We start from the raw sequence: 19,983 nt of genomic DNA on the forward strand, positions 1-19,983 counted from the left end.
ATGAGAATTTTCGCCAAGGTATTTTAGTATAAAAAACAGCTAGCAGTCAGATCTTTCAAATAAGAATCTAGACTGCTAGCTGTTTTTATAGTTAGAGGAAAACTTTTGCTTCAACAAAATCTTTTTTGGCGAGGTTATCTGCCGCGATCATTCCTCTATATGAACGTTTTTATAGTTATACATAACACCAGCGGAGTTTACGATCAAACCTTTTACTTTTGGCCTGATCATTTCCGGTGAGTTTTGCTGGTACAATGGAGAAACTCCCATATCTTTACTTAAAATTTTGGAAGCCTGGACCATATCATCCCAACGTTTGTCAGGGTCAGCAGCATCAGTGGTTTTGGCTGCTTTGATCAACTGATCATATTGAGAATTGGACCATGAGCCATCATTATATTCATTGCCAGTAGTAAAGAGTTCCATAAATGAAATAGGGTCTGTGTAATCTGCAACCCAATTAGCTGCAACTACATCAAAGTTACCTGCACGCGAACGTGAAAGGCGAGTCTTCAAAGGAACATTCGAAACATCAACTCTGATATTATCAGAACCTAAATGCTGTTCAAGTTGGCTTTGAATATAGGCAGTGACATCTTTACTTTGGTCTGTATCAGCGCCTAAAAGCGTAAAGCGTAATTTTGATTGTCCGATCTCCTTTAATCCTTCACGGAACAAGCGCTTGGCTTCACTGCTGCTATAACGTAAATCGTTCGTCTTGGCCTCTTTTGAAAAATCTTTTCCTTTATTCTCAGCTAAACCATTTGGCACGATACCGGTTGGGATCTCTGTTCCTTCTCCCATGATCTTTCCTGCCAACTGTTTACGGTTGATCGCTAAAGAAATAGCTCGACGGATCTTAGCATTTTTAAAAGCAGCTTGCTTTTGGTTAAACTCGAGATAGGTCATTTGCCCACTCTTTTCAACTGTAAAGCCAGGCTTTTTGTTTAACTGCCGTGCTTGTTCCGTACTTAGCTGAGTCATATCGCTTTTACCAGACTGATAGAGATTATAGGCTGTTGACGGGCTCTTATTGACTTTGAAGTTGATCTCGGATAGCTTAACATTTTTCTTATCCCAGTAGTCTTTGTTTTTCTCAAATTTCCAACTTAAGTTAGAACCTGTCCAATTTTTCATGATAAATGGACCATTGTATACCATGTATTTAGATTCTGTGCCGTATTTATCACCGTATTTTTTAACCGCATTTTCATTTTGGGGGAAGAATACGGGGAAGCCCATTAATAACTTAAAATATGGTACTTGTTTATCTAAAGTGACGTCTAACTTGTATTTTCCGTCAGCTTTGATCCCTAATGTTGAGGGAGCTTTTTTACCGTTGATAATGTCGTTAGCGTTCGCTACGCCATCGAATAAGTATGAATAAGATGAACCTGTTTTAGGATCGATCGTTCTTTTCCAAGAGTAAACGAAATCTTTGGCAGTGACTTCATCCCCATTACTCCATTTAACTCCTTTACGGAGTGTAAATGCATAGTGCAATTTATTTTTACTGACTTTTGTCGAACGGGCAATACCAGGTCCTACTTTCGAATTCTTTCCTAGGCGGTACAGTCCTTCCATTGAATTACCCAGCATATCGAAACTTTCAGAATCAGTTGCCTTAGAAGGGTCGATCGATGAAAGCTCAGTTGCTTCACTCCAATTGAGGACTTGCTTATTGTCATTGCTGCCTGATTTTGAACCACACGCGGCCAGTGAAAGACTGAGCGCTATCAGAGTGGCTGCAATTGACACTGTTTTTTTAGCTGTCATAGCCATCTTCCTTTTCTTTAAAATAAAGCCATTATCTAATTATATTCTATATTAGAAAAAATGACAAAAGTTAAAACATAAATTAAAAAAATTAACTGGTTATCATTTGATTTTAAACTTGTTTTACAATGGCTCAATACTTTAAAAGACGATGCAAAAATATAGCTATTACATAAAAAAGACACTGGCCTTTTTAACAGATCAGTGTCCATAGAAGGTGGTAGTAAAACTTAGGCGATTTACGTCTCGCTACCTTCTGTTATTGATTATTTGGTTCAAATACTAAGTGTTGGTTAACGAATGCGTCGAGACCTAATTCACTCAATTCACGGCCGTAACCGGAATTTTTGACCCCACCAAACGGTAATTCGGGTAGTGATGTCCAACCTGAGTTGATAAATGACATACCTGTTTCGATCTTTTCAGCAACTTGTTGTGCATGTTCGCGGTTGCTTGAGAAGATGGTATTACCAAGGCCATAGCTAGAATCATTCGCAAGGTCGATCGCTTCTTGTTCAGAATTGACCTTATAAACAACAGCAACTGGGCCAAACATTTCTTGGTTATAAACAGGGTTGTCTTTAGTAATATCAGTTAAGATCGTAGGCTGGAAGAAGAAGCCTTCGCCATTGATCGGTTCGTTACCATAGACCAGCGTAGCACCGCCGGCGATAGCTGAATCAACTTGTTTCTGTAATTTCTCTTGTGCACTCTTTGAGGAGAGTGGTGCAACGACAGTTTCTGGGTCCATCGGATCCCCAATTTTTGCCTTAGAAAAGGCATCTTTGAGACTTTCTACGAATTCATCATACTTGTCGGCTACTACGATAAAACGTTTGGAAGATGTGCAGACTTGACCGGCGTTGGACAAACGAGCATTAGGAGATACTTTTTTGACTTTATCCATGTCAGCGTCATCTAAAACGATAAAGGCATCATTACCGCCAAGTTCCAAGGTCGATTTCTTCAAAGCAGCACCAGCTTCTTTAGCCACTGAAGCACCGCCACGTTCCGAACCTGTCAGGCAAACGCCAGCAACTCGTGGGTCATGAATAGCTTTAGTTACTAAGTCATAACTGACAAACAGGCTAGTCAAAGCGCCTTTAGGAGCTCCTGCATCGATCGTCAAGTCGGCAAACTTTTTTGCAGACGTCGGACAGATCGAAGCATGTTTTAAAATCATCGGATTTCCAACAATAAAGTTCGGGGCAAAAACACGAACTACTTGATAAAGAGGAAAGTTCCATGGTTCAACAGCGACGATCACACCGGTTGATTGCTTTGCATAGTAAGCACGGCCGGAAGGACTTTCTACCGGTACTGATTCCATGAATTTTTCACCATTTTTAGCATAGTATTCCATGATCGAAACACACAGGTCAACTTCAGCTTGAGATTCAGTCAAAAGCTTACCCATGTCATACGTCATAGCTTCGGCTAAGTCTTCTTTTCTTTCTTTCATTAAATCTGCAATTTTTTGTAAACTTTGTGCGCGTTCAGAAACGGCTGACTTACGCCAAGTTTTATAGAGCTGATGCCCAGTTTCTAGGGCTTGTTCTAGATCCGCCTCGGTGTTATTGTCATATTCCTTTAAAACTTCACCAGTGAATGGATAGGTTGTTTTGTAAGCCATAAATTTCGCACTCCTTATTTGTATTTGCAGTTATAAATAAACCGCTTTCTTACTCAATATAACACGATGCTCCCAAGATGCAAAAAAATAACCCTCAAAATTTACAATTTTAAAGGTTACGTAAATCGGGGAGTTTTATTCGTCTCAATGAAGTTGGCGGACCCTGCTGCTATTGTATTCAACGGGGGTTTGTTCTGAGCCTAAGAAATTAATATATTAGCTCTGTAATACTCTTAGTTGCTCTCAGTATTTGTGTTGAAACTGTTCAAGACGATCATTAAAGAACCTTGAACGTGCATCAAGTGTTGATTGATATCGCTGATCATATCATCTTGTTGGCGCGTTAGCTTAACTCTGGCATATCTTTGTAAGTGCATTAAGTGTGAGATTATCAAATCGATAAATTGATCGGTAAAAGTTAAGTCATTGATCGCAGTTGAATAGTCGCCTTGATCGATCAAACGAATATCATACTCTAAATCTAACATTGAATCTAAATCTGACGAGATCTTGGTTAAAGGAGCATTTAAAGAGTGTTGTTCAAATTTCAAAGAGTTTGTCAGTGTCTTTATCTTGTCTTCGATACTATTGAGTTCTTTTTGCATATTTTTAATACTTTGCATAGCTTTTCCCATGCTGAACACTCCTTTCCTTCATAATTTAAATAACAGCTACATATCATCTAGTCAGGTAAATTCGTACACAAAACTGGATATTCCTGCTCTTTTTGTATACGTTTACCACAATTAAATATATCATATTGTCCCGCATATATCTATGTTTAGGTATCAAAACTAAAACTTAATTTTTTTACTATATTCCTGAATTATTCATACTTTTCCCTTAAGGACTACTTTTTGTTGTTGTCATGCTAGTTCGCATCTTTTTCGTTTTTCACCTGTTGGGTGTACAAAAAGAGCACATCCTGTGCTATTGTAAAGTCGATGAAAACCACAAAGAACAGGAGTGCTCCTTATGTCAACTTTACATCATGAAAAACTTTTATTCAATGACCAGATCAACATTTCTAATGACGGTGGTGAGTTAGCGAACGATGCCGGAACTTTATTAATTGCTGAATTTCTGCACCAAATTCACTTTGACCAGCTCTTAGAAGATAACTTGCATTTTAAAGATGACCGTAAATATTGTACCTTTCCCTTGAACAATTTATTTAAGCAGTTGCTGTTGCAATTGCTGGCAGGATACTGCCAAGATCAGTCGGCTAATACCTTGTCACACGCCGTTGATTTTAAGCTGGTCTTGTCTCAAGCGGTCGCTTCCCAGCCGACACTTTCACGCTTTATCAATCACATTTCAGCGTCTGGGCTCTTTTCAGTCAAATCATTGCTCGGCTCGGTAGCTCACTTTGTTCTTGGGCAGCTAAATCAACATCAGCTGATCCTTGATCTAGATTCGACACATGCCGATACGTTTGGTGACCAAGAAAAGAGTGCTTATAACGGTCACTACCAGACCAACGGTTATCATCCTTTACTAGCCTTTGATGCTTTATCGGGCTGCTTGTTGAATGCTCAATTACGCCCCGGCAATCGCTATACTTCCCAAGGTGCGACTAAATTTTTATTACGGAGCTTACGGGCCTATGACGGATCTTCCCTGGATGTCTTAGTGCGGGGAGATTCTGGTTTCGCAGCTCCAGGGATCTACCATGCGTGTGATAAAAAGCAGGCTAAGTTCGTGATTCGTTTAAAAGCGAACTACCAGCTCCAAAGTCGGGCTGAAAACCTGATCCAAGTGGGTGACCAGGACTTCACCGAAGCTGAAGTCCAATGGCATGTCCTGCGAGACTATTGTCCTCAAAGTTGGTCACGACCTTATCGTGTGATTATTAAATCAACGCGGCCGGCGGGCAACTTTCTGTTTGACCATGAGTTTATCGTGACCAACTTGGAAGAATTAAGCGGTCCACAAGTCTTTGCCCTCTATCACCAACGCGGTTCCATGGAAGACTTGATCAAAGAAGTTAAACGTGGCTTTCACTTTGATAAAACGGACAGTTCTAGTTTTGAGGCCAATGAGTTCCGGATGCTGGTAGCTGGGGTCGCTTATAATATACTGCAAGCCATGAAGAACTTAGTTTTACCAACAAAGCTTAAACACGCTCAGGTCGGGACGATCCGTTTTAAATTACTCCATGTGGCAGCTAAGGTCACGCACCATGCGCGTCAAGTCTGGGTCCATTTATCTCAGACCAATGTGTTCGATAAATTATTTTGGCAGACACTGTTCAAGATTCAAAATCTAAAAATATATCCGCTGTGAACTCACAAAATAAAAAATGTTTTTCTTAGGGAAAGGGTGAAGTCTGTCCTTTTTTAAACAGTCCGACAACAAAACTAACAAAAAGCTGCTTTTTTTACACACTAAAGTAACTTTGCACAAAGTTTTAACTGCAACGAAAAGTATGAATAATTCAGGAGTATATTAAAAGAAGAATTGTTGTTAGATGAAAAGCAAGACTTTGTAAATTGAGTTGTTAACATTGAAGAGAAGGGAGTTTTGGTATAATCTAGAAAACAAAATTTACAGTAGGGAGTTGGAATGAATTGTGTCATTGATCATTGAAGCTTTACAAAGTGTGGTTGTTTTATTGATCATTATGATAGTTGGTTTTCTTTTGATGCGATTAGACTTAGTAACGAATTATTTTTCTATGGATGTGTCTAAGGTCATTACGCTGATCAGTTTACCTGCAATTATATTTTATTCGGTTTTGACAAACATTTCTCAGAACGGGCTATTGACGTTATTTCAAAAGGTATTGGTCCCGATAGCAGCAACATTGTTAAATTATTTGGTTAGTTGGATGATAGCACGCTTACCAATGTTCAAGGATGGGGATCGCGGCGTTTTCATTAATGGAAGTGTTAATCCTAATACGACGTTTATTGGCTTAGCTATCAATAACATTTTGTTTGGGCGAGCAGGATTGGCAAGTTTTCTCGTTTATTTTTTAACTAATAATATCTCTATTTGGGCATTTGGTCAGTATTTCATAGAGTCTGGTGCACATGATGAGAAGGAAGATCAAGAAGTTGAAAAATTTAATCTGTTGGCTTTACTTAAATCGCCACCGTTATTAGCTTTTTTAGTTAGTTTTGTCGTGGTGGCATTGGGAATTGGCATGCCACTGTTTGTCATGAATACTACTCAGTTGTTAGGGGCTTTGGTTACCCCGCTGGCATTATTATATAGTGGTATGATGCTTTATAGCGCCGGGTTGTTAAAGAGTTTAAAACTCAATAAAGCAAAGGTTCTTGGCATAATTGGAAGATTTATTTTAGGCCCTTTATTGATGTATGTCACTATAATAGTAACAAAACAACTTTTTCCGGGCCTGATAACTTCGATAGACAGCCAGGTTTGGCTGGTTCAATCAGCGACGCCAACAATGGCCATTCTACCAGTTTTAGCCACGCAAAAGAACGCTAATGCTAAACTAGGCAATGATTTAGTAGTACTGACAACAGTTTTGTTCATCTTTGTTTTACCGATTATTTATGTGATCGCAAAAGCTCTATTTTAAATAAAACAATTTCGATAATTTATTTAACAAAGAAGGCTGAATTCCTTATCGAACATTGATAAAACAGCGTTTTGTTTGACAATTTAGTGAGTTTATTGGAAACTTACTGTAGATAAAATTGATAGTTTTACCATTTAGATGTGGAAGCAGTGACGAATTTTCTATAAGTTAAAACAACTATTTTATATGTTTTATTGTATATGTGAGCAACAGTAAGCAAGAAATTTGTATATTCATTTTTCAAGTTTTATCATGTACTTGCGTTTTAAAGAAGAAGGGCAACAGTACTGCTTTTTACTGGCCTTCGCTCTGGTCTTTCAAAGGAGGAATTTTGAGTATGTCTAAGCAGTTTATTAATGGTAAATTTGTTGAAAGTAACTCAAACGAAACCATTGAAGTTTTAAATCCGGCTAATAATAAGCCAATTGGAGAAGTTGCTAAGGGCAATGAGCAAGATGTAAATGATGCTGTAACTGGTACGATCGAGGCACAAAAGTCTTGGGCAGCTGTTAATCGTGTAAAGCGTGCAGATATCGTTTTACAGCTGGCCGATCAATTAGAAGAAAATAAAGAAGAGATCGCTAAGATCTATCAACAAGAACAAGGTAAGGTATATTCAGCTGCTCTTGGTGAAGTTGAAACTTCAATTGACTATATTAAATATATGACAGGTCTAGCTCAGTCAGACAAGGGTGAGGTTTTACAAAATCAAGTTGACCATGAAACGATCATGCTGATCAAGAAGCCTGTCGGAGTAACTGCTGGCATTATTCCGTGGAATGCCCCGATTTTCATTTTAATGCGTAAGATGATCCCCGCTTTGGTCACTGGTTGTTCAATTATTGTTAAACCTAGTGGTGAAACACCATTTGGAACATTTAAGATCGCAGAATTGATTCAAAAGACTGATATACCTGCAGGCTTAGTTCAAATAATCACTGGCCCAGGTTCTTCAGTTGGTAATTTACTTGCTAAGAATGAAAAAATTGACTTAATTTCTATCACGGGTAGTACAGGAGCTGGTAAATCAGTGATGGAAGCCGCCGCAGCTAATGTTAAAAAGGTCAATTTAGAGCTTGGTGGTAAAGCGCCTGCAATTGTTACTAATAAAGCCGATGTTGAGAAGGCTGTAAAATATATTGTGATGGCTCGTATCAAGAATAGTGGCCAGGTATGTACTTGTCCTGAAAGGATCTATGTACAAAGTGGTATCTATGATGAGTTCGTAGAGAAAGTTACAGATGCAATGAGTAAAGTAGTAACTGGTGATCCAACTTCATCTGATACCGATATGGGTCCGATCATTAACAAAACACAATTAGAGTCCATCGATCAAAAAGTTAAGGATGCTGTTAGCGAAGGTGCTAAAGTCCTAACTGGTGGTCATATTATCGACAGTGCAGGTAACTTTTACGAACCAACAGTGCTTATTAACGTTGATGATGATTCTAAGATCATGAAGGATGAAATTTTTGGACCAGTGTTACCAATTGCTAAATTTGATACTATCGATGAAGTGATCGATAAGGCTAATGATTCTCCATACGGGCTTTCATCATATGTATATACGGATGACTTGAAAGAATCCATGGAATTTAGTAATCGTCTGAATATTGGCGAAGTTTACGTTAACTGTGAAGCTGAAGAGGCTCTTACTGGTTATCACGCTGGTTGGCGTCAATCCGGCTTAGGCGGTGCTGATGGACAACATGGTTTTGAAGAGTATCTAAATACAACTGTCAGCTACCTTCGTTACGAGTAAAAATAGCTGCAGTTAAGTGGAGCTTTCTGTTTTATGAGATCTGGTCAATAGAATAGTTAAGAAAAGATTGAATTGTAATTTTTACAATTCAATCTTTTTTTGTGAGTGATAGTGTGGCGGTAATGGGTAACTAGGAATTCAAATTTATGAAAGTTTATGAAAAAAGCGGTGCGAACAGTTGACATATTGTTAAGGTACCTGTATGATGTTCAAAGTAATTTTAAATAAGTTATTTGGCTTACTTAGTGAATTAAAGTCAATTTATGATAATTTTGTTTTATTAATAAGCTGAGTTTCATAGTCGAGCTGCGAAACTCGGGCAATTCCGCTTATCTAACATAGACCTCGCAGTGCTCAGGCCGCACTATAAGGCCTAAGTCCGATAGTGCTTGTTGTCTCCCGAGTTTCTCCGCTTTGTTTTGTAGTCGAGTTCCGCAAACTTGGACTTTTCGCCTAACGAGACCAACTATCATAGCACGAAAACCGTACGCCATAATAGTCGGTCTCGTTAATGCTCGAGTCCAAAGCGGCATGCTTCCGCTTTGTTTTTGTAGTCGAGCTACAGCAAGCAAGAAATTCCGCCTATCCACCACTGGCATCACGTCGCTGAAGCCCGCGACATAATGCCAGTGCCTGATAGTGCTCGCTTCTTTGCGCTTGCTTCCGCTCTGTTTTATAGTCGAGTTTCGTGAAGCAGAAAGTTCCGCCTATCCCAGTCTAGCCACACAGCGCCAAATCCGCGCTCTATGACTAGACTACGATAGTGCTCGCTTTCTGTTGTTTCACTCTACCCTGTTTTTAGGAGGACTTCCAATGGATGAGATCACCGAACGATTTTTAATTTTTGTTAAATTGTTCCAGAGATATACAAGCTACCATCATAAGGATCTTGGGAAATATGGCAATTTTTTACAGGGACAGGGACGTATTTTATCTGTACTTAAGATGAGGCCGGATATTTCTCAAAAAGATCTGACGTATTTATTAGCAATTAGGCCACAATCGTTGGGAGAATTACTAGCCAAGTTGGAAAAAAATCAGTTGATAAATCGCCATCCGGCTGAATCGGATCGAAGGATCATGATGATCCATTTGACATCTAAGGGGAAAGCAGTTTCTAAGAAGATGGATGAAGCACATAATATTGCCTTATTTGACAAATTGACCGAAGAAGAGCAAAAACAGTTTGGCCATATTTTAGTTAAGTTAAGTGAAACTATGCAAGATGAGTTACCTGAAAGTGACAAGAGTGAAGACTTCTATGAAGATCCAAAGAAGCATTTTGAAATTTTCAAACAATTTCAAGAAGCCCATGGAGATTTACCAGTAGATTTTTTTGAAACAGCAGATAAAAACAAATAATTTTAAAAGTATAAATAGCTAAATGAAAATAAACGGGCAAGATCCTATGTGTGCCTATAGGGTTTATGTTGAAAGGGGTAGTATGAATGTTTAAGCTCGCCAAAGGGCGAATGTCGATTTGGGCAGTTGTTGGTGCGGTACTTTTTATGATCGTTCAAGTAGCTGCTAACTTGAACCTTCCAAGTCTTACGTCCGACATTGTTAATAATGGGGTCGTTAATGGAGATATCGATTACATATGGAAGGTCGGATTAAAGATGATCGGCTTTTCATTACTAAGCATCGCTGCAGCCACGGGTAATGTCTTTATAGCTTCCAGGGCGTCGATGAAGCTTGGTTCTAGGTTGCGTAATGATGTTTACAGTAAAGTTATCAATATGTCTAATGATGAATACGATCAAATCGAAACATCGTCTATGATCACAAGAACAACTAATGACGTGATCCAGATTCAGAATGTTTATATCATGATGTTACGGATGATGTTGATGTCACCTGTGATGTTGATCGGGGCAAGTTTTTTGGCTTACAACAAAAACCATCGTTTGACCTTGGTTTTTTTGGTTGTTTTACCGATCATGCTAATTTTCGTGGCGGTCTTATTATACATGGCAGTTCCTAAATTTAAAGCTATGCAGACTAAGACAGACCGATTAAATCGTGTTTTCCGTGAAGGACTAACAGGGGTTCGTGTTATCCGTGCTTTTCGCCGTGACAAATTTGAACAAGATCGTTTTGAAGATGCCAACCAAGATTTCACACGAAATGCAATCAACGTTAACATCATTATGGCTTTTTCATTCCCAGTCATTCAGTTGATCATTAGTGGAACAAACGTTGCGATCGTTTGGTTTGGAGCTAAATTGATCGGCGCACAAGCCATGCCTGTTGGTAATTTGATTTCATTTATGGCATATGCAGCCCAGATACTAGTTAGTTTTATGATGCTGTCAATGGTCTTTATTATGATCCCTCGTGCGCAGGCTTCGGCTAAACGTATTCAAGAAGTCTTTGATCTACGTTCAACTCTGAAAGAGGCTCCGGCCCCTGTTCAGGCTGATAATACTCCTGGAGACCATTCTTTAGAATTTTCTCAGGTCGACTATCGTTATACTAATGCGGAAAAGCCAGTCCTTACGGATGTTGACTTTAAGGCGTTGAGCGGACAAACACTAGGTATTATTGGTGGGACTGGCTCTGGTAAGACATCCTTAGTCAATCTTATCCCTCGTTTTTACGATGTAGAAAAAGGACAAGTCTTGTTGGATGGTCAAAATTTACAACAGTATGCTTTGAATGATTTGCGTGATATGATCTCTTTTGTTCCTCAAAAAGCCGTCCTGTTTAGAGGAAGTTTACGTGAGAATATGAAATTTGGTAAATCAGACGCTACTGATGATGAAATTTGGCATGCGTTGGATATTGCTCAAGCAAGTGATTTTGTTAAAGAAGATCCTGAAGGACTGGACCAATATGTCGAGCAAAACGGTGATAATTATTCTGGTGGTCAAAGACAACGTTTGACGATCGCTCGTGCTTTGGTCAAACAAGCAGCAGTTTATGTTTTTGATGACTCATTTTCAGCGTTGGATTTCAAGACGGATTCAGTTTTGCGTCAGGCTTTAAAAGACGATGATCATATGAAACAAAGTATTATCATTATCGTTGCTGAACGGATCGCTACCGTTGCAGATGCTGATAATATTTTGGTATTAGATGAAGGACAGGTTGTTGGCCAAGGGACCCATGATCAATTAAAAGGCAGCAATGAGGTATATCAGGAAATTATCAATTCTCAGATCAAAAAGGGGGATGAAGATTAATGGCTCAAAATTCACATTCAATCGAACGTCGTCGTAAGCCGAAGAATTTTTGGAAAACGACACGTCGTCTATTGGGCTATATGTCCAATCGGATAATAGGCTTGATCTTTGTTATGATCTTTGCGATCGTCAGTGTTATTTTTCAGATCAGGACACCTAAGGTTTTAGGTCGAGCAACGACTGAGATTTATAAGGGTGTTATGAAGGGTACTTCGCAACAAAAAGCGGGGATCGACATTCATGGCTTACCGATCAATTACGAAAAAATAATTCACATTATTATTATTGTGATCTTGATGTATTTAACAGCAGCGTTTTTTGCTTTTATGCAACAATTGATCATGACTTACATTTCCCAAAATACTGTTTATAAAATGAGAAAAGATCTCAAGGGGAAAATGGAACGTTTGCCGATCAACTATTATGATACACATAGTAATGGTGACATTATGAGTCGTGCCGTAAATGATATGGATAACGTTGCGAATATCTTGCAGCAAAATTTAACACAGGCAGTGACAAGTATCGTCCAGTTTGTCGGCACTTTGTGGATGATGGTCACTATCAGCTGGAAATTGACACTGATCGCTTTGATCACGATCCCTGTTAGTCTACTTGTGGTCGGGTTCGTTGCACCTAAATCCCAGAAGTATTTTGCAGCACAACAAAAAAGTTTAGGCTTGATCAATGACCAAGTTGAAGAAAACTTTGCTGGACAACAAGTATTGAAAAGTTTTAATAAGCAAGCTGATACGATCAAGGCGTTCAAGAAGGAAAATGACAATTATTACCAGTCATCATGGAAAGCACAATTTGTTGCTGGTGTAGTTATGCCATTGATGATCTTCTTGAATAATATTGGTTATGTGTTTGTTGCTATTATTGGCGGGATCCAGGTTGCTAACGGGACAGTTACTTTGGGTAACATTCAGGCTTTCTTGCAGTATATGAACCAGTTCTCACAACCGATCTCACAAATGGCTAATTTGATGAATACCATTCAGATGACGATCGCATCTGCAGAACGGATCTTCGAAGTTATAGACGAAGAAGAAATGAAAGATACTAAAGATGATCGTCCTGTTGAATCAACTTCTAACTTGATAGAATTACAACACGTTAAATTTGGTTATGAAGGTAAAGATCTTTTGATGACCGATTACAATTTGCAAGTCAAGCAAGGTCAAGAGGTCGCGATCGTTGGACCAACCGGAGCTGGTAAAACGACGATCATTAATTTATTAGAGCGTTTCTATGATATTAAGGGTGGAAATATTCGTCTGAATGGTGTCGATACCAGGGATATTGATCGCGAAGATGTTCGTTCTCATTTTGCGATGGTCCTCCAAGATACTTGGTTATTCTCGGGCTCAATTTACGAAAATATTAGGTACGGTCGTGAAGATGCAACTGATGAAGAGATCATGGACGCCTCTAAAGCCGCTCACGTTGACAACTTTGTTCGTCGTTTGCCTGATGGCTATGATACTGTATTGAATGAATCTGGTTCCAATGTTTCCCAAGGACAGCGGCAGTTGATCACTATCGCTCGTGCCTTCTTGGCTGACCCTGAGATCTTGATCTTGGATGAAGCAACGAGTTCTGTTGATACCAGAACGGAACTGCATATTCAACATGCGATGGAGCGTTTGTTAAAGGGTCGGACTAGTTTCGTTGTTGCCCACCGTTTATCTACGATTCAAAATGCCGATAATATTATCGTTATGAATCATGGCTCTGTAGTTGAAACCGGGACCCATGATCAATTATTGAAATTGGGCGGATTCTACGCCGACTTGTATAATAGTCAGTTTACCAGCGGTTTATCATTTTAGTCAGGAGGCAATGTGAAATATGAAAAAACTTAGTAGGTTAGCTTTAGTGCTTGCATTTGCTGCATTGTTCCTGACAGGTTGTGGTCAAGATAAGCTCTCGGTTTCTGACCATCATTTGGAAGCAGACGGTTTAGCAGTCGTCATCAAAGGAAAAACAAACCAGGATCGTGTAAGTTATCAAATAGATAATGGTCCGAAAAAATCAGTTAAATCTGATAGTTCAGCGTATACGGTGATGGTACCAGTCCAAGAAAAAGAGCAAACAGTTCATTTAACAGCTGGTTCGCAAAAAGAAACTGTTAAAGTTGCCAAAACCAAGCCTTTGGGAAGTTATTCCCAGATAAAGCAGAAATATGATCAAGGACTGGTAATAACTAAATTATCTGCCAAGGATCAAAAAGCTGTAATGGCAATGCAAAAGCAAGGACAGCAATTAAAAGAACAACAAGCAAGGATTCAAAAAAAGGTAGCAGCTGATCAAAAAGCTGTTGCTCAAAGTCAAGACCAAAAAGCTGCTGCTGATTTGCAAAAACAGGCTCAAGCTGGAGCAAAGCTGAAACAAGAAGCTCGGGAGCTGCAACAACAGCAAAAAGATTTAAAACCAAAATTGGCTCAGGCCGAAAAAGCGGCTAAGAAAGATCAGCTTCCGGCAAAAGCAAAAGATGGGATCCATGATTTACAACAGCAAAAAGATTTTCGACTACGGGCTAACGTTACAGGAGACAAAGTCAATGCCTTAGCAGTGATCGTCCCTGTTAAAACTATGAAGAATAAAACACAAGCGCGTGACTTTATTTTGAAATTTTCTACACTTGCCTCGGTAGTTGGTGCTGACCCTAAGGAAGTTTTGAAACAATTTAAAAAGCAAATGAATACAGACAGATCTACGAAAACAACTACTAAGTCGATCCACTCTAAGGGAGTAGATTTTAGAATTGGTATTTCAGCTGATCACTTATATATCTATTTATTGAAAGTTAATTTCAACGTTTAAGTGATTATTGGATCCCAAAGGGTTTTTAAAAATAAACGTAAAAATATTAACTTTTTATATTTTATGTGTTACGTTGGGTGCGTAATCCAATATAAGGAGATGAATAATTATGACAACGTGGGCATTTTGGCTTTCGATCGTAGCAATTGTTCTTTCTGTATATGCTTGTTATGCTGCAAGTAAAAAGGATTAGTGCAATTTCGTTTGCGTGACCAGTAAGAAGACGTGGTTTTCCGTGTCTGTTTGGTCAGGGGTGTGAGGGATCATTCAATTCCCTTGCACCTTTTTGTCTATGTGTTGTCTGAAGGAGCAACTCTTGCTTCCCTATGAGCGGACTTAAATTTTGAAATATAAAAAAGTGAAAGAAATTATTTAAGTTCTGGCAGTGTGGATGATAGTTATCTTACTAAACTGTGATGGTCGTGCTAAATTTGCTAAAGGTTGCTTTTTTCTCATATTTAGCGAGCGTTTTGGATTACAATTCGAGCCTTTTTAGTGTATAATATTATTTGTATTAAAAACTATGGAGGTGCTAGAGTATGCGTAAGTTCTTATTAGGGGTAAGCTTGACAGCTAATGTAGTTCTTGGTTACTTATTATTAAAAGATGAGGATACTGTTGAAGAATTAAGGGAACGTTTGGAACATGCTGGCGATGAAGTAGTCGGCAAGGTACAACAGGTCAAGGGCAGCTTTACTGGAGACACTAAAGATAAAGTCGAAGGTGCTGCTCAAGAAGCTAAAGGTACTGTAGAAGATAAGGTGCAAGACTTCAAAGATGCAGCTGAAGATGCAGCTGAATAATCTTCTTTTATAAATTTATAATTGCCTCGAAAGTGAAAGCTCTCGAGGCTTTTTTCTTTTCGAGCAAAATAACTTAACTATACTATAGTAATTGAAGTGCTAAGATAGGGGAAAATAAGGATGAGTGGGACTTTAAAGAAAATCGGAAAAGACAAAATGTTCTTAATTTCGGCTGCAGTTGCGTTATTAAGCATGTTTGTCAGCCGTCCACGCGTAGCGGATATTGATTGGAAAACGATGATCTCTTTAGCATCTTTACTAGCGTTGATAGCGGTTTATGAACATTTACAGGTCCTAAGTTACGGTGCAAAATTACTGGTGAAGTTAGCTAGTACTAAGAGACTTTTAGTACAAATTATGGTAGCCAGCTCTTTTTTTGCGTCAATGTTTTTGACAAATGACGCAGCGATCATTGCGTTGACACCGATCTTGATCATAGTTGCCCGCAGAGTCGATTTGCCAGTTGTCTTGCCTATTGTCTTAGTCAATGTTGCTGCAAATTTGGGGAGTATGGTAACTCCATTTGGCAATCCGCAAAATTTATACTTATTAAACCGATTTAATTTAAGTTTTAGCAATTTTATTCAGATGTCCTTACCGATCGCCGTTGCTAGTATATTGGTGCTCTGGTTATTTACCTTTAAGATCCCACGTAAAAAAATAGAAAATATCAGACTACCTGAATTTAAGCTTAACTGGACCAAGCTTATTATGGCCCTTATTGCCACTGTTGTTATTTTAACCGGCATTTTTTCTCTTTTACCTCCTTATGTTATGTTAGTGGCAGCGATCGCTATAGTCGTGTTGGTGGATCCAAAAATATTTGGGCAGATCGATTATGCACTTTTGTTAACTTTTTTGATGTTTTTTATAGCTGTTGGCGATGTCGGGAGAGCCCCACTCATTCACGATTTTATGAGTATGTTGGGTGCAACTTCTTTAGGAACTTATTTTAGCGGCTTGGCTGTTAGTCAGGTCATCAGTAATGTACCAGCCGTGATCATATTAGCGCCTTATACGAAGTACGTGTACTCGTTGTTTCTTGGAGTCAATATTGGTGGTTTAGGCACTTTAGTTGCTTCTTTAGCAAACCTACTCGCTTATAAATTGTATTTTGCACGCGTTGGTTCTCCAGGCAAAAGCTATTTCAAAGTCTTTATTCAGGTCAATTTGATGAGTTTGCTGGCTTTGGGCTCAGTAGGGTTGTTATTAGTTCTGCTACAGTAGCGATCTATCAGGGCGTCAGAGTTAATCTTAGCAACTCTTTTTGTTAGAATAACCATATAGTATTATTAATGGAAGAGGGAGCTCATTATGAAAGACGATCCACGTTGGAAAACAGCTTTGTACACGACCGAAACATACAATGAAGAAGGGTTAGAAGGTCATGCTTATGTTCCGGGAGGTTTAAATTTACAAACTAGCAGCCCATTAAACAACCATCCGGGTACAAACCCAGAGCAATTATTAGGGATGTCATTATGCACTTGCTTGGTAGCAACGGTGCAGGCAGTCGAAAAAGAGCATCATTTGGAACATCACGCCAAAGTGAGAGCTAAGGTCGCATATATTGGTGAAAAAGCGCATTACGAATTTTTAGTTCACGCGCAAATTTGTGTGCCACAGGTCGATTTTGAGACAGCAAAGCAGCTTGTAGCTGAAACTGAGAAAAGATGTTGTGTATCGCAGTTATTGAGCGGCAGTGACAACTATAGTGTCGAAGCGGTCGAAGGCTGGGATAATTAAAAAAATTTGATATTTGAAAGAAAGCCTTATGTGTTGTTTTTGATAAGGCTTTTTTGTTATAGTCAATAACATATTGAAACTATGCCTTGCACAATTTTATGCAAAAACATTACCGTTTTTTTGAAACATAAGTAAAAATTTTTGAGAATAAAAATGTTGAGCTAAATGAATAGCGTTCTTGGTTTATGTATAATGGGAAATGTTACAAAGAGCTCAATTTTGTGTATTTGTGTAATTACATATTAAAAGATATTAGAGTAAGACCATAGGGGTCTATTGAGCAAAGGGCCTTGATAATTTGTAGGTAGCTGTCACATAAGCGTGGTTTAGAAGCAGCTATCGGGCATTAGGCCTTTATTTAGGGGAAAATGAGGGGAGCACACGATCATGACGTGGCTCCCCTCATTTTTTATATGAATTTGTTCCTTTCTAAATGAAATCCGACGATCAACGACCTTAATAATTGCCAGTCCTGCGGTGTCGGCGGACAATTCCAAGTCAGTTGCTTAACTTTGACACCGGGGTTGAATTTATCTGAGATAAATAAATCAGTTTGCTTATTAATTTTAGGATCGATCACAACATTAGCAGCTGTCAATTTTAATAACTGTGTTTGGATAAAACGATTATAGGTCCGACCAACTGAAAAGTCGACAACTATATGTATCTGATCTTGTAAAAACGTTGCGGGGAGTTCATTTAAAATCAATACTAAATATTGATAGAAAAGTTGCAAGCGTGATTGCAAAGAAAGATAGGGAGGCCCCGTCTTTTCGCGTGTTTCGACAAATCTCACTGCTAAACTACTGCTTACAGGATATGATTCCAGGAAGTAGTTTACTGTCTTTTGATCAATATAAGTATTAATAAAGAAAAAAGGCGAGAGAGTTTGTGTGTTGATCTTGTTGAGTTTCTTAGTAAACTTGGGAAACTTAATACAACAGTGTGCTTCTATTAAATTAGCTTCAATGATTTTTAGTTGTTGTTCCGTCAACTTGTCTACTTCATTTTTACGTTTAAGAGAAGGCTGACCACCCAGTGGAGTAGCGTCATAAATTAAAATATAGGCATTAAAAAATAAAGCTTCATGGTAAGCTTGTTCCTCACTGAGAGCTAAGGCTTTTTTCAAATAAGATTTTGTGCGTTCGAAATTCTGATTAAATGGCTTGCTTAACAAGTCATCCACACTAGATAAAATCGTTTGTTTATTTTTGACTCTTAGAAATTGAATAGTTATAAAGAAAGCAAACTGTCTTTTTTCTGTGAATGTCGGCTTAAGCTGCCAGTTTAGGATCAGAAAGTTTAATGTATCATGGACTTGTTTACTGGACTCCTTTAAGGATGGAGTACTATTTCCAAAGAAGAAGAAAATGATGTGTTGTAATAAACTGCGGTATTCTACTTCATTGGACATTGTTTGGTCAGGGAATTCTTGTTTGAGATCGTAAAACATTTTTTCTTGCTACGATAATAAGTTGACTGACTGATCCCGTTTTTTTTTATAAAGTTATCGCGTGAACCGCCTAGACCCAAAGCATCATTTAACAAAACTTTGATATTCAGGGAGTTTTTAGCAATGAGTATTGTCAGTAGATCGATCGTTTGAGATGTGACATTGTTTAGAGTCAGTCCATGATCTTTGTCAAAACTAAAGGAAAAATGATCATCACAATTACCGATCGCTGCAAGCTGATCACATGCAATATTGGCCTGATAAGCACTAATAGCTAACTCTTTTTTTAATTTGAGTAGTGAAATATTAGCAATATTGTGTTGGTAAAAATATTGTACGATATTGATGAGCAGCTGTTCGTTTTCGTCGAATAAGCAATAAAATCCCTTTTGCACGTAATAATCCCCCTCAATGTTTATACAAACTAAAATCATTATAAAATACTTAGCTATTAAAAGCATGTAATTTGCAAGGAGGATGCCCTTATGTGATCAGCGGTCAAAATCTAGGTTTTGATGTTGTAATTTTGGAAAAATGATCTTGTCACTTAAACCCACAAAATATCCTTGGAACAAGAAAGAAAACACGGTCCCGATATTTATCGCCCATATATTATGGTTTCCTAGCACACATAAAGCGATTATTGTGACAGGGACTAAAAAAGAGATCGTTTGGGCTAAAGCTGCGTTACCATGGAAAAATTTGAAACGGATGATCTGCATGAAGTCATCATTGGGATGTAAGATTATGTTGACCCGTTGATAAATTGAGATGCCAGCGGCAATGAATAAAATACCGCATAAATCTAAAATAACTTTAACTACTAATGGTAAAGTATTTAGGCCAGTATGGGAAAGTAAATTCGTTATCATGCCAACTAAATAACTAAAAGGGATCATGAAGACAAAATTACCCAAGATACGACGTGGATCGAATTTATGGATGATCAAGGCGTTTGATAAAACGACAGCGACTCCTTCCCAAAATAAAACACCAGTCAGACTGAAGTCAAAAAGATGTGCTAAATTAACTGAAGAAGCTGTCCATAGTGCACTCCCTAAATTTAGAGACACAGTCAGCGCATTTCCAAAAGAATTGATCATAATAGAAATGATCAAGAAAATAACGTCTCCGCTGACAGTCAAAGAACCATTGTTACGATACATAGTAATTAAGAACCCCTTAAAAGTAAAAAACAGACTATATTATAATAAAGATATGTACAATCTACATTATAAGGCAAAAT

At 38.4% G+C, this 19,983-nt stretch carries 16 protein-coding genes; 10 read left to right on the forward strand and 6 right to left on the reverse strand.

Annotation, left to right across the window (positions count from 1 at the left end):
• Positions 1-147: 147 nt before the first annotated feature.
• The 3 genes from AC3XNE_RS05690 to AC3XNE_RS05700 all read right to left on the reverse strand — a co-directional run bounded on the left by AC3XNE_RS05690 (position 148) and on the right by AC3XNE_RS05700 (position 4,044).
• Positions 148-1,776, reverse strand: coding sequence for a peptide ABC transporter substrate-binding protein (locus tag AC3XNE_RS05690; RefSeq protein ID WP_489833348.1), 1,629 nt, complete (start codon positions 1,774-1,776; stop codon positions 148-150).
• Positions 1,777-2,035: 259 nt separating this feature from the next.
• Entirely contained in the window at positions 2,036-3,409 is a 1,374-nt protein-coding gene (locus AC3XNE_RS05695) for an NAD-dependent succinate-semialdehyde dehydrogenase (RefSeq protein ID WP_489831152.1), read from the reverse strand.
• A gap of 233 nt (positions 3,410-3,642) precedes the next feature.
• On the reverse strand, positions 3,643-4,044 hold the full coding sequence (locus tag AC3XNE_RS05700) for a hypothetical protein (protein ID WP_489831153.1): 402 nt from the start codon (positions 4,042-4,044) through the stop codon (positions 3,643-3,645).
• Between the two features lie 340 nt (positions 4,045-4,384).
• Here AC3XNE_RS05700 and AC3XNE_RS05705 point away from each other — a divergent pair, with 340 nt between their 5' ends.
• The 10 genes from AC3XNE_RS05705 (at position 4,385) to AC3XNE_RS05750 (ending at position 17,284) form a co-directional block, all read left to right on the forward strand.
• Positions 4,385-5,695, forward strand: a complete 1,311-nt coding sequence (locus AC3XNE_RS05705; protein ID WP_010499933.1) for an IS1380 family transposase — start codon at positions 4,385-4,387, stop codon at positions 5,693-5,695.
• 286 nt (positions 5,696-5,981) lie between these two features.
• Positions 5,982-6,959: an AEC family transporter gene (locus tag AC3XNE_RS05710; RefSeq protein ID WP_489831154.1), complete on the forward strand. Its 978-nt coding sequence runs from the start codon at positions 5,982-5,984 to the stop codon at positions 6,957-6,959.
• A 337-nt stretch (positions 6,960-7,296) separates the two neighbouring features.
• Positions 7,297-8,721 (forward strand): aldehyde dehydrogenase, encoded by a 1,425-nt coding sequence (gene aldA, locus AC3XNE_RS05715; RefSeq protein ID WP_489831155.1) that lies wholly within the window; start codon positions 7,297-7,299, stop codon positions 8,719-8,721.
• A gap of 813 nt (positions 8,722-9,534) precedes the next feature.
• Complete coding sequence (locus AC3XNE_RS05720) at positions 9,535-10,083, forward strand: MarR family winged helix-turn-helix transcriptional regulator (protein WP_489831156.1); 549 nt, start codon at positions 9,535-9,537, stop codon at positions 10,081-10,083.
• A gap of 86 nt (positions 10,084-10,169) precedes the next feature.
• A complete protein-coding gene (locus tag AC3XNE_RS05725) occupies positions 10,170-11,906 on the forward strand; it encodes an ABC transporter ATP-binding protein (RefSeq protein WP_489831157.1) in 1,737 nt (578 codons plus the stop codon).
• Positions 11,906-13,741, forward strand: a complete 1,836-nt coding sequence (locus tag AC3XNE_RS05730) for an ABC transporter ATP-binding protein (RefSeq protein WP_489831158.1) — start codon at positions 11,906-11,908, stop codon at positions 13,739-13,741. Before AC3XNE_RS05725 ends, AC3XNE_RS05730 begins: the two co-directional genes overlap by 1 nt.
• A 19-nt stretch (positions 13,742-13,760) precedes the next feature.
• On the forward strand, positions 13,761-14,735 hold the full coding sequence (locus tag AC3XNE_RS05735; RefSeq protein ID WP_489831159.1) for a GAS domain-containing protein: 975 nt from the start codon (positions 13,761-13,763) through the stop codon (positions 14,733-14,735).
• Positions 14,736-15,274: 539 nt separating this feature from the next.
• Positions 15,275-15,538 (forward strand): CsbD family protein, encoded by a 264-nt coding sequence (locus AC3XNE_RS05740; protein WP_489831160.1) that lies wholly within the window; start codon positions 15,275-15,277, stop codon positions 15,536-15,538.
• A 120-nt stretch (positions 15,539-15,658) separates the two neighbouring features.
• Complete coding sequence (locus AC3XNE_RS05745) at positions 15,659-16,765, forward strand: SLC13 family permease (RefSeq protein ID WP_489831161.1); 1,107 nt, start codon at positions 15,659-15,661, stop codon at positions 16,763-16,765.
• Positions 16,766-16,852: 87 nt separating this feature from the next.
• On the forward strand, positions 16,853-17,284 hold the full coding sequence (locus AC3XNE_RS05750; RefSeq protein ID WP_489831162.1) for an OsmC family protein: 432 nt from the start codon (positions 16,853-16,855) through the stop codon (positions 17,282-17,284).
• A 409-nt stretch (positions 17,285-17,693) separates the two neighbouring features.
• On the opposite strand, the gene AC3XNE_RS05755 is transcribed toward AC3XNE_RS05750, so the two are convergent.
• From AC3XNE_RS05755 to AC3XNE_RS05765, 3 genes are all read right to left on the reverse strand, one after another.
• Positions 17,694-18,737, reverse strand: coding sequence for a hypothetical protein (locus AC3XNE_RS05755; RefSeq protein ID WP_489831163.1), 1,044 nt, complete (start codon positions 18,735-18,737; stop codon positions 17,694-17,696).
• The gene (locus tag AC3XNE_RS05760) at positions 18,683-19,132 is read right to left on the reverse strand and encodes a hypothetical protein (protein WP_489831164.1); all 450 of its coding nucleotides are present in this window, start codon (positions 19,130-19,132) and stop codon (positions 18,683-18,685) included. The genes AC3XNE_RS05755 and AC3XNE_RS05760 overlap by 55 nt, the downstream gene beginning before the upstream one ends.
• Before the next feature lie 96 nt (positions 19,133-19,228).
• Positions 19,229-19,903 carry a YczE/YyaS/YitT family protein gene (locus AC3XNE_RS05765; protein ID WP_489831165.1) on the reverse strand — a complete coding sequence of 225 codons (675 nt, stop codon included), beginning with the start codon at positions 19,901-19,903 and terminating at the stop codon, positions 19,229-19,231.
• Between the last annotated feature and the right edge of the window lie 80 nt (positions 19,904-19,983).

The organism is Ligilactobacillus sp. JN-6 (Y).1 (genome assembly GCF_058111525.1).

Bases quoted from the DNA above. Each gene is read 5' to 3' on its own strand.
- AC3XNE_RS05700 (WP_489831153.1), bottom strand. From the start codon at position 4,044: ATGGGAAAAGCTATGCAAAGTATTAAAAATATGCAAAAAGAACTCAAT.
- AC3XNE_RS05745 (WP_489831161.1), top strand. From the start codon at position 15,659: ATGAGTGGGACTTTAAAGAAAATCGGAAAAGACAAAATGTTCTTAATT.
- aldA (WP_489831155.1), top strand. From the start codon at position 7,297: ATGTCTAAGCAGTTTATTAATGGTAAATTTGTTGAAAGTAACTCAAAC.
- AC3XNE_RS05755 (WP_489831163.1), bottom strand. From the start codon at position 18,737: ATGTTTTACGATCTCAAACAAGAATTCCCTGACCAAACAATGTCCAAT.
- AC3XNE_RS05705 (WP_010499933.1), top strand. From the start codon at position 4,385: ATGTCAACTTTACATCATGAAAAACTTTTATTCAATGACCAGATCAAC.
- AC3XNE_RS05695 (WP_489831152.1), bottom strand. From the start codon at position 3,409: ATGGCTTACAAAACAACCTATCCATTCACTGGTGAAGTTTTAAAGGAA.
- AC3XNE_RS05730 (WP_489831158.1), top strand. From the start codon at position 11,906: ATGGCTCAAAATTCACATTCAATCGAACGTCGTCGTAAGCCGAAGAAT.
- AC3XNE_RS05765 (WP_489831165.1), bottom strand. From the start codon at position 19,903: ATGTATCGTAACAATGGTTCTTTGACTGTCAGCGGAGACGTTATTTTC.
- AC3XNE_RS05750 (WP_489831162.1), top strand. From the start codon at position 16,853: ATGAAAGACGATCCACGTTGGAAAACAGCTTTGTACACGACCGAAACA.
- AC3XNE_RS05740 (WP_489831160.1), top strand. From the start codon at position 15,275: ATGCGTAAGTTCTTATTAGGGGTAAGCTTGACAGCTAATGTAGTTCTT.
- AC3XNE_RS05735 (WP_489831159.1), top strand. From the start codon at position 13,761: ATGAAAAAACTTAGTAGGTTAGCTTTAGTGCTTGCATTTGCTGCATTG.
- AC3XNE_RS05690 (WP_489833348.1), bottom strand. From the start codon at position 1,776: ATGACAGCTAAAAAAACAGTGTCAATTGCAGCCACTCTGATAGCGCTC.
- AC3XNE_RS05725 (WP_489831157.1), top strand. From the start codon at position 10,170: ATGTTTAAGCTCGCCAAAGGGCGAATGTCGATTTGGGCAGTTGTTGGT.
- AC3XNE_RS05720 (WP_489831156.1), top strand. From the start codon at position 9,535: ATGGATGAGATCACCGAACGATTTTTAATTTTTGTTAAATTGTTCCAG.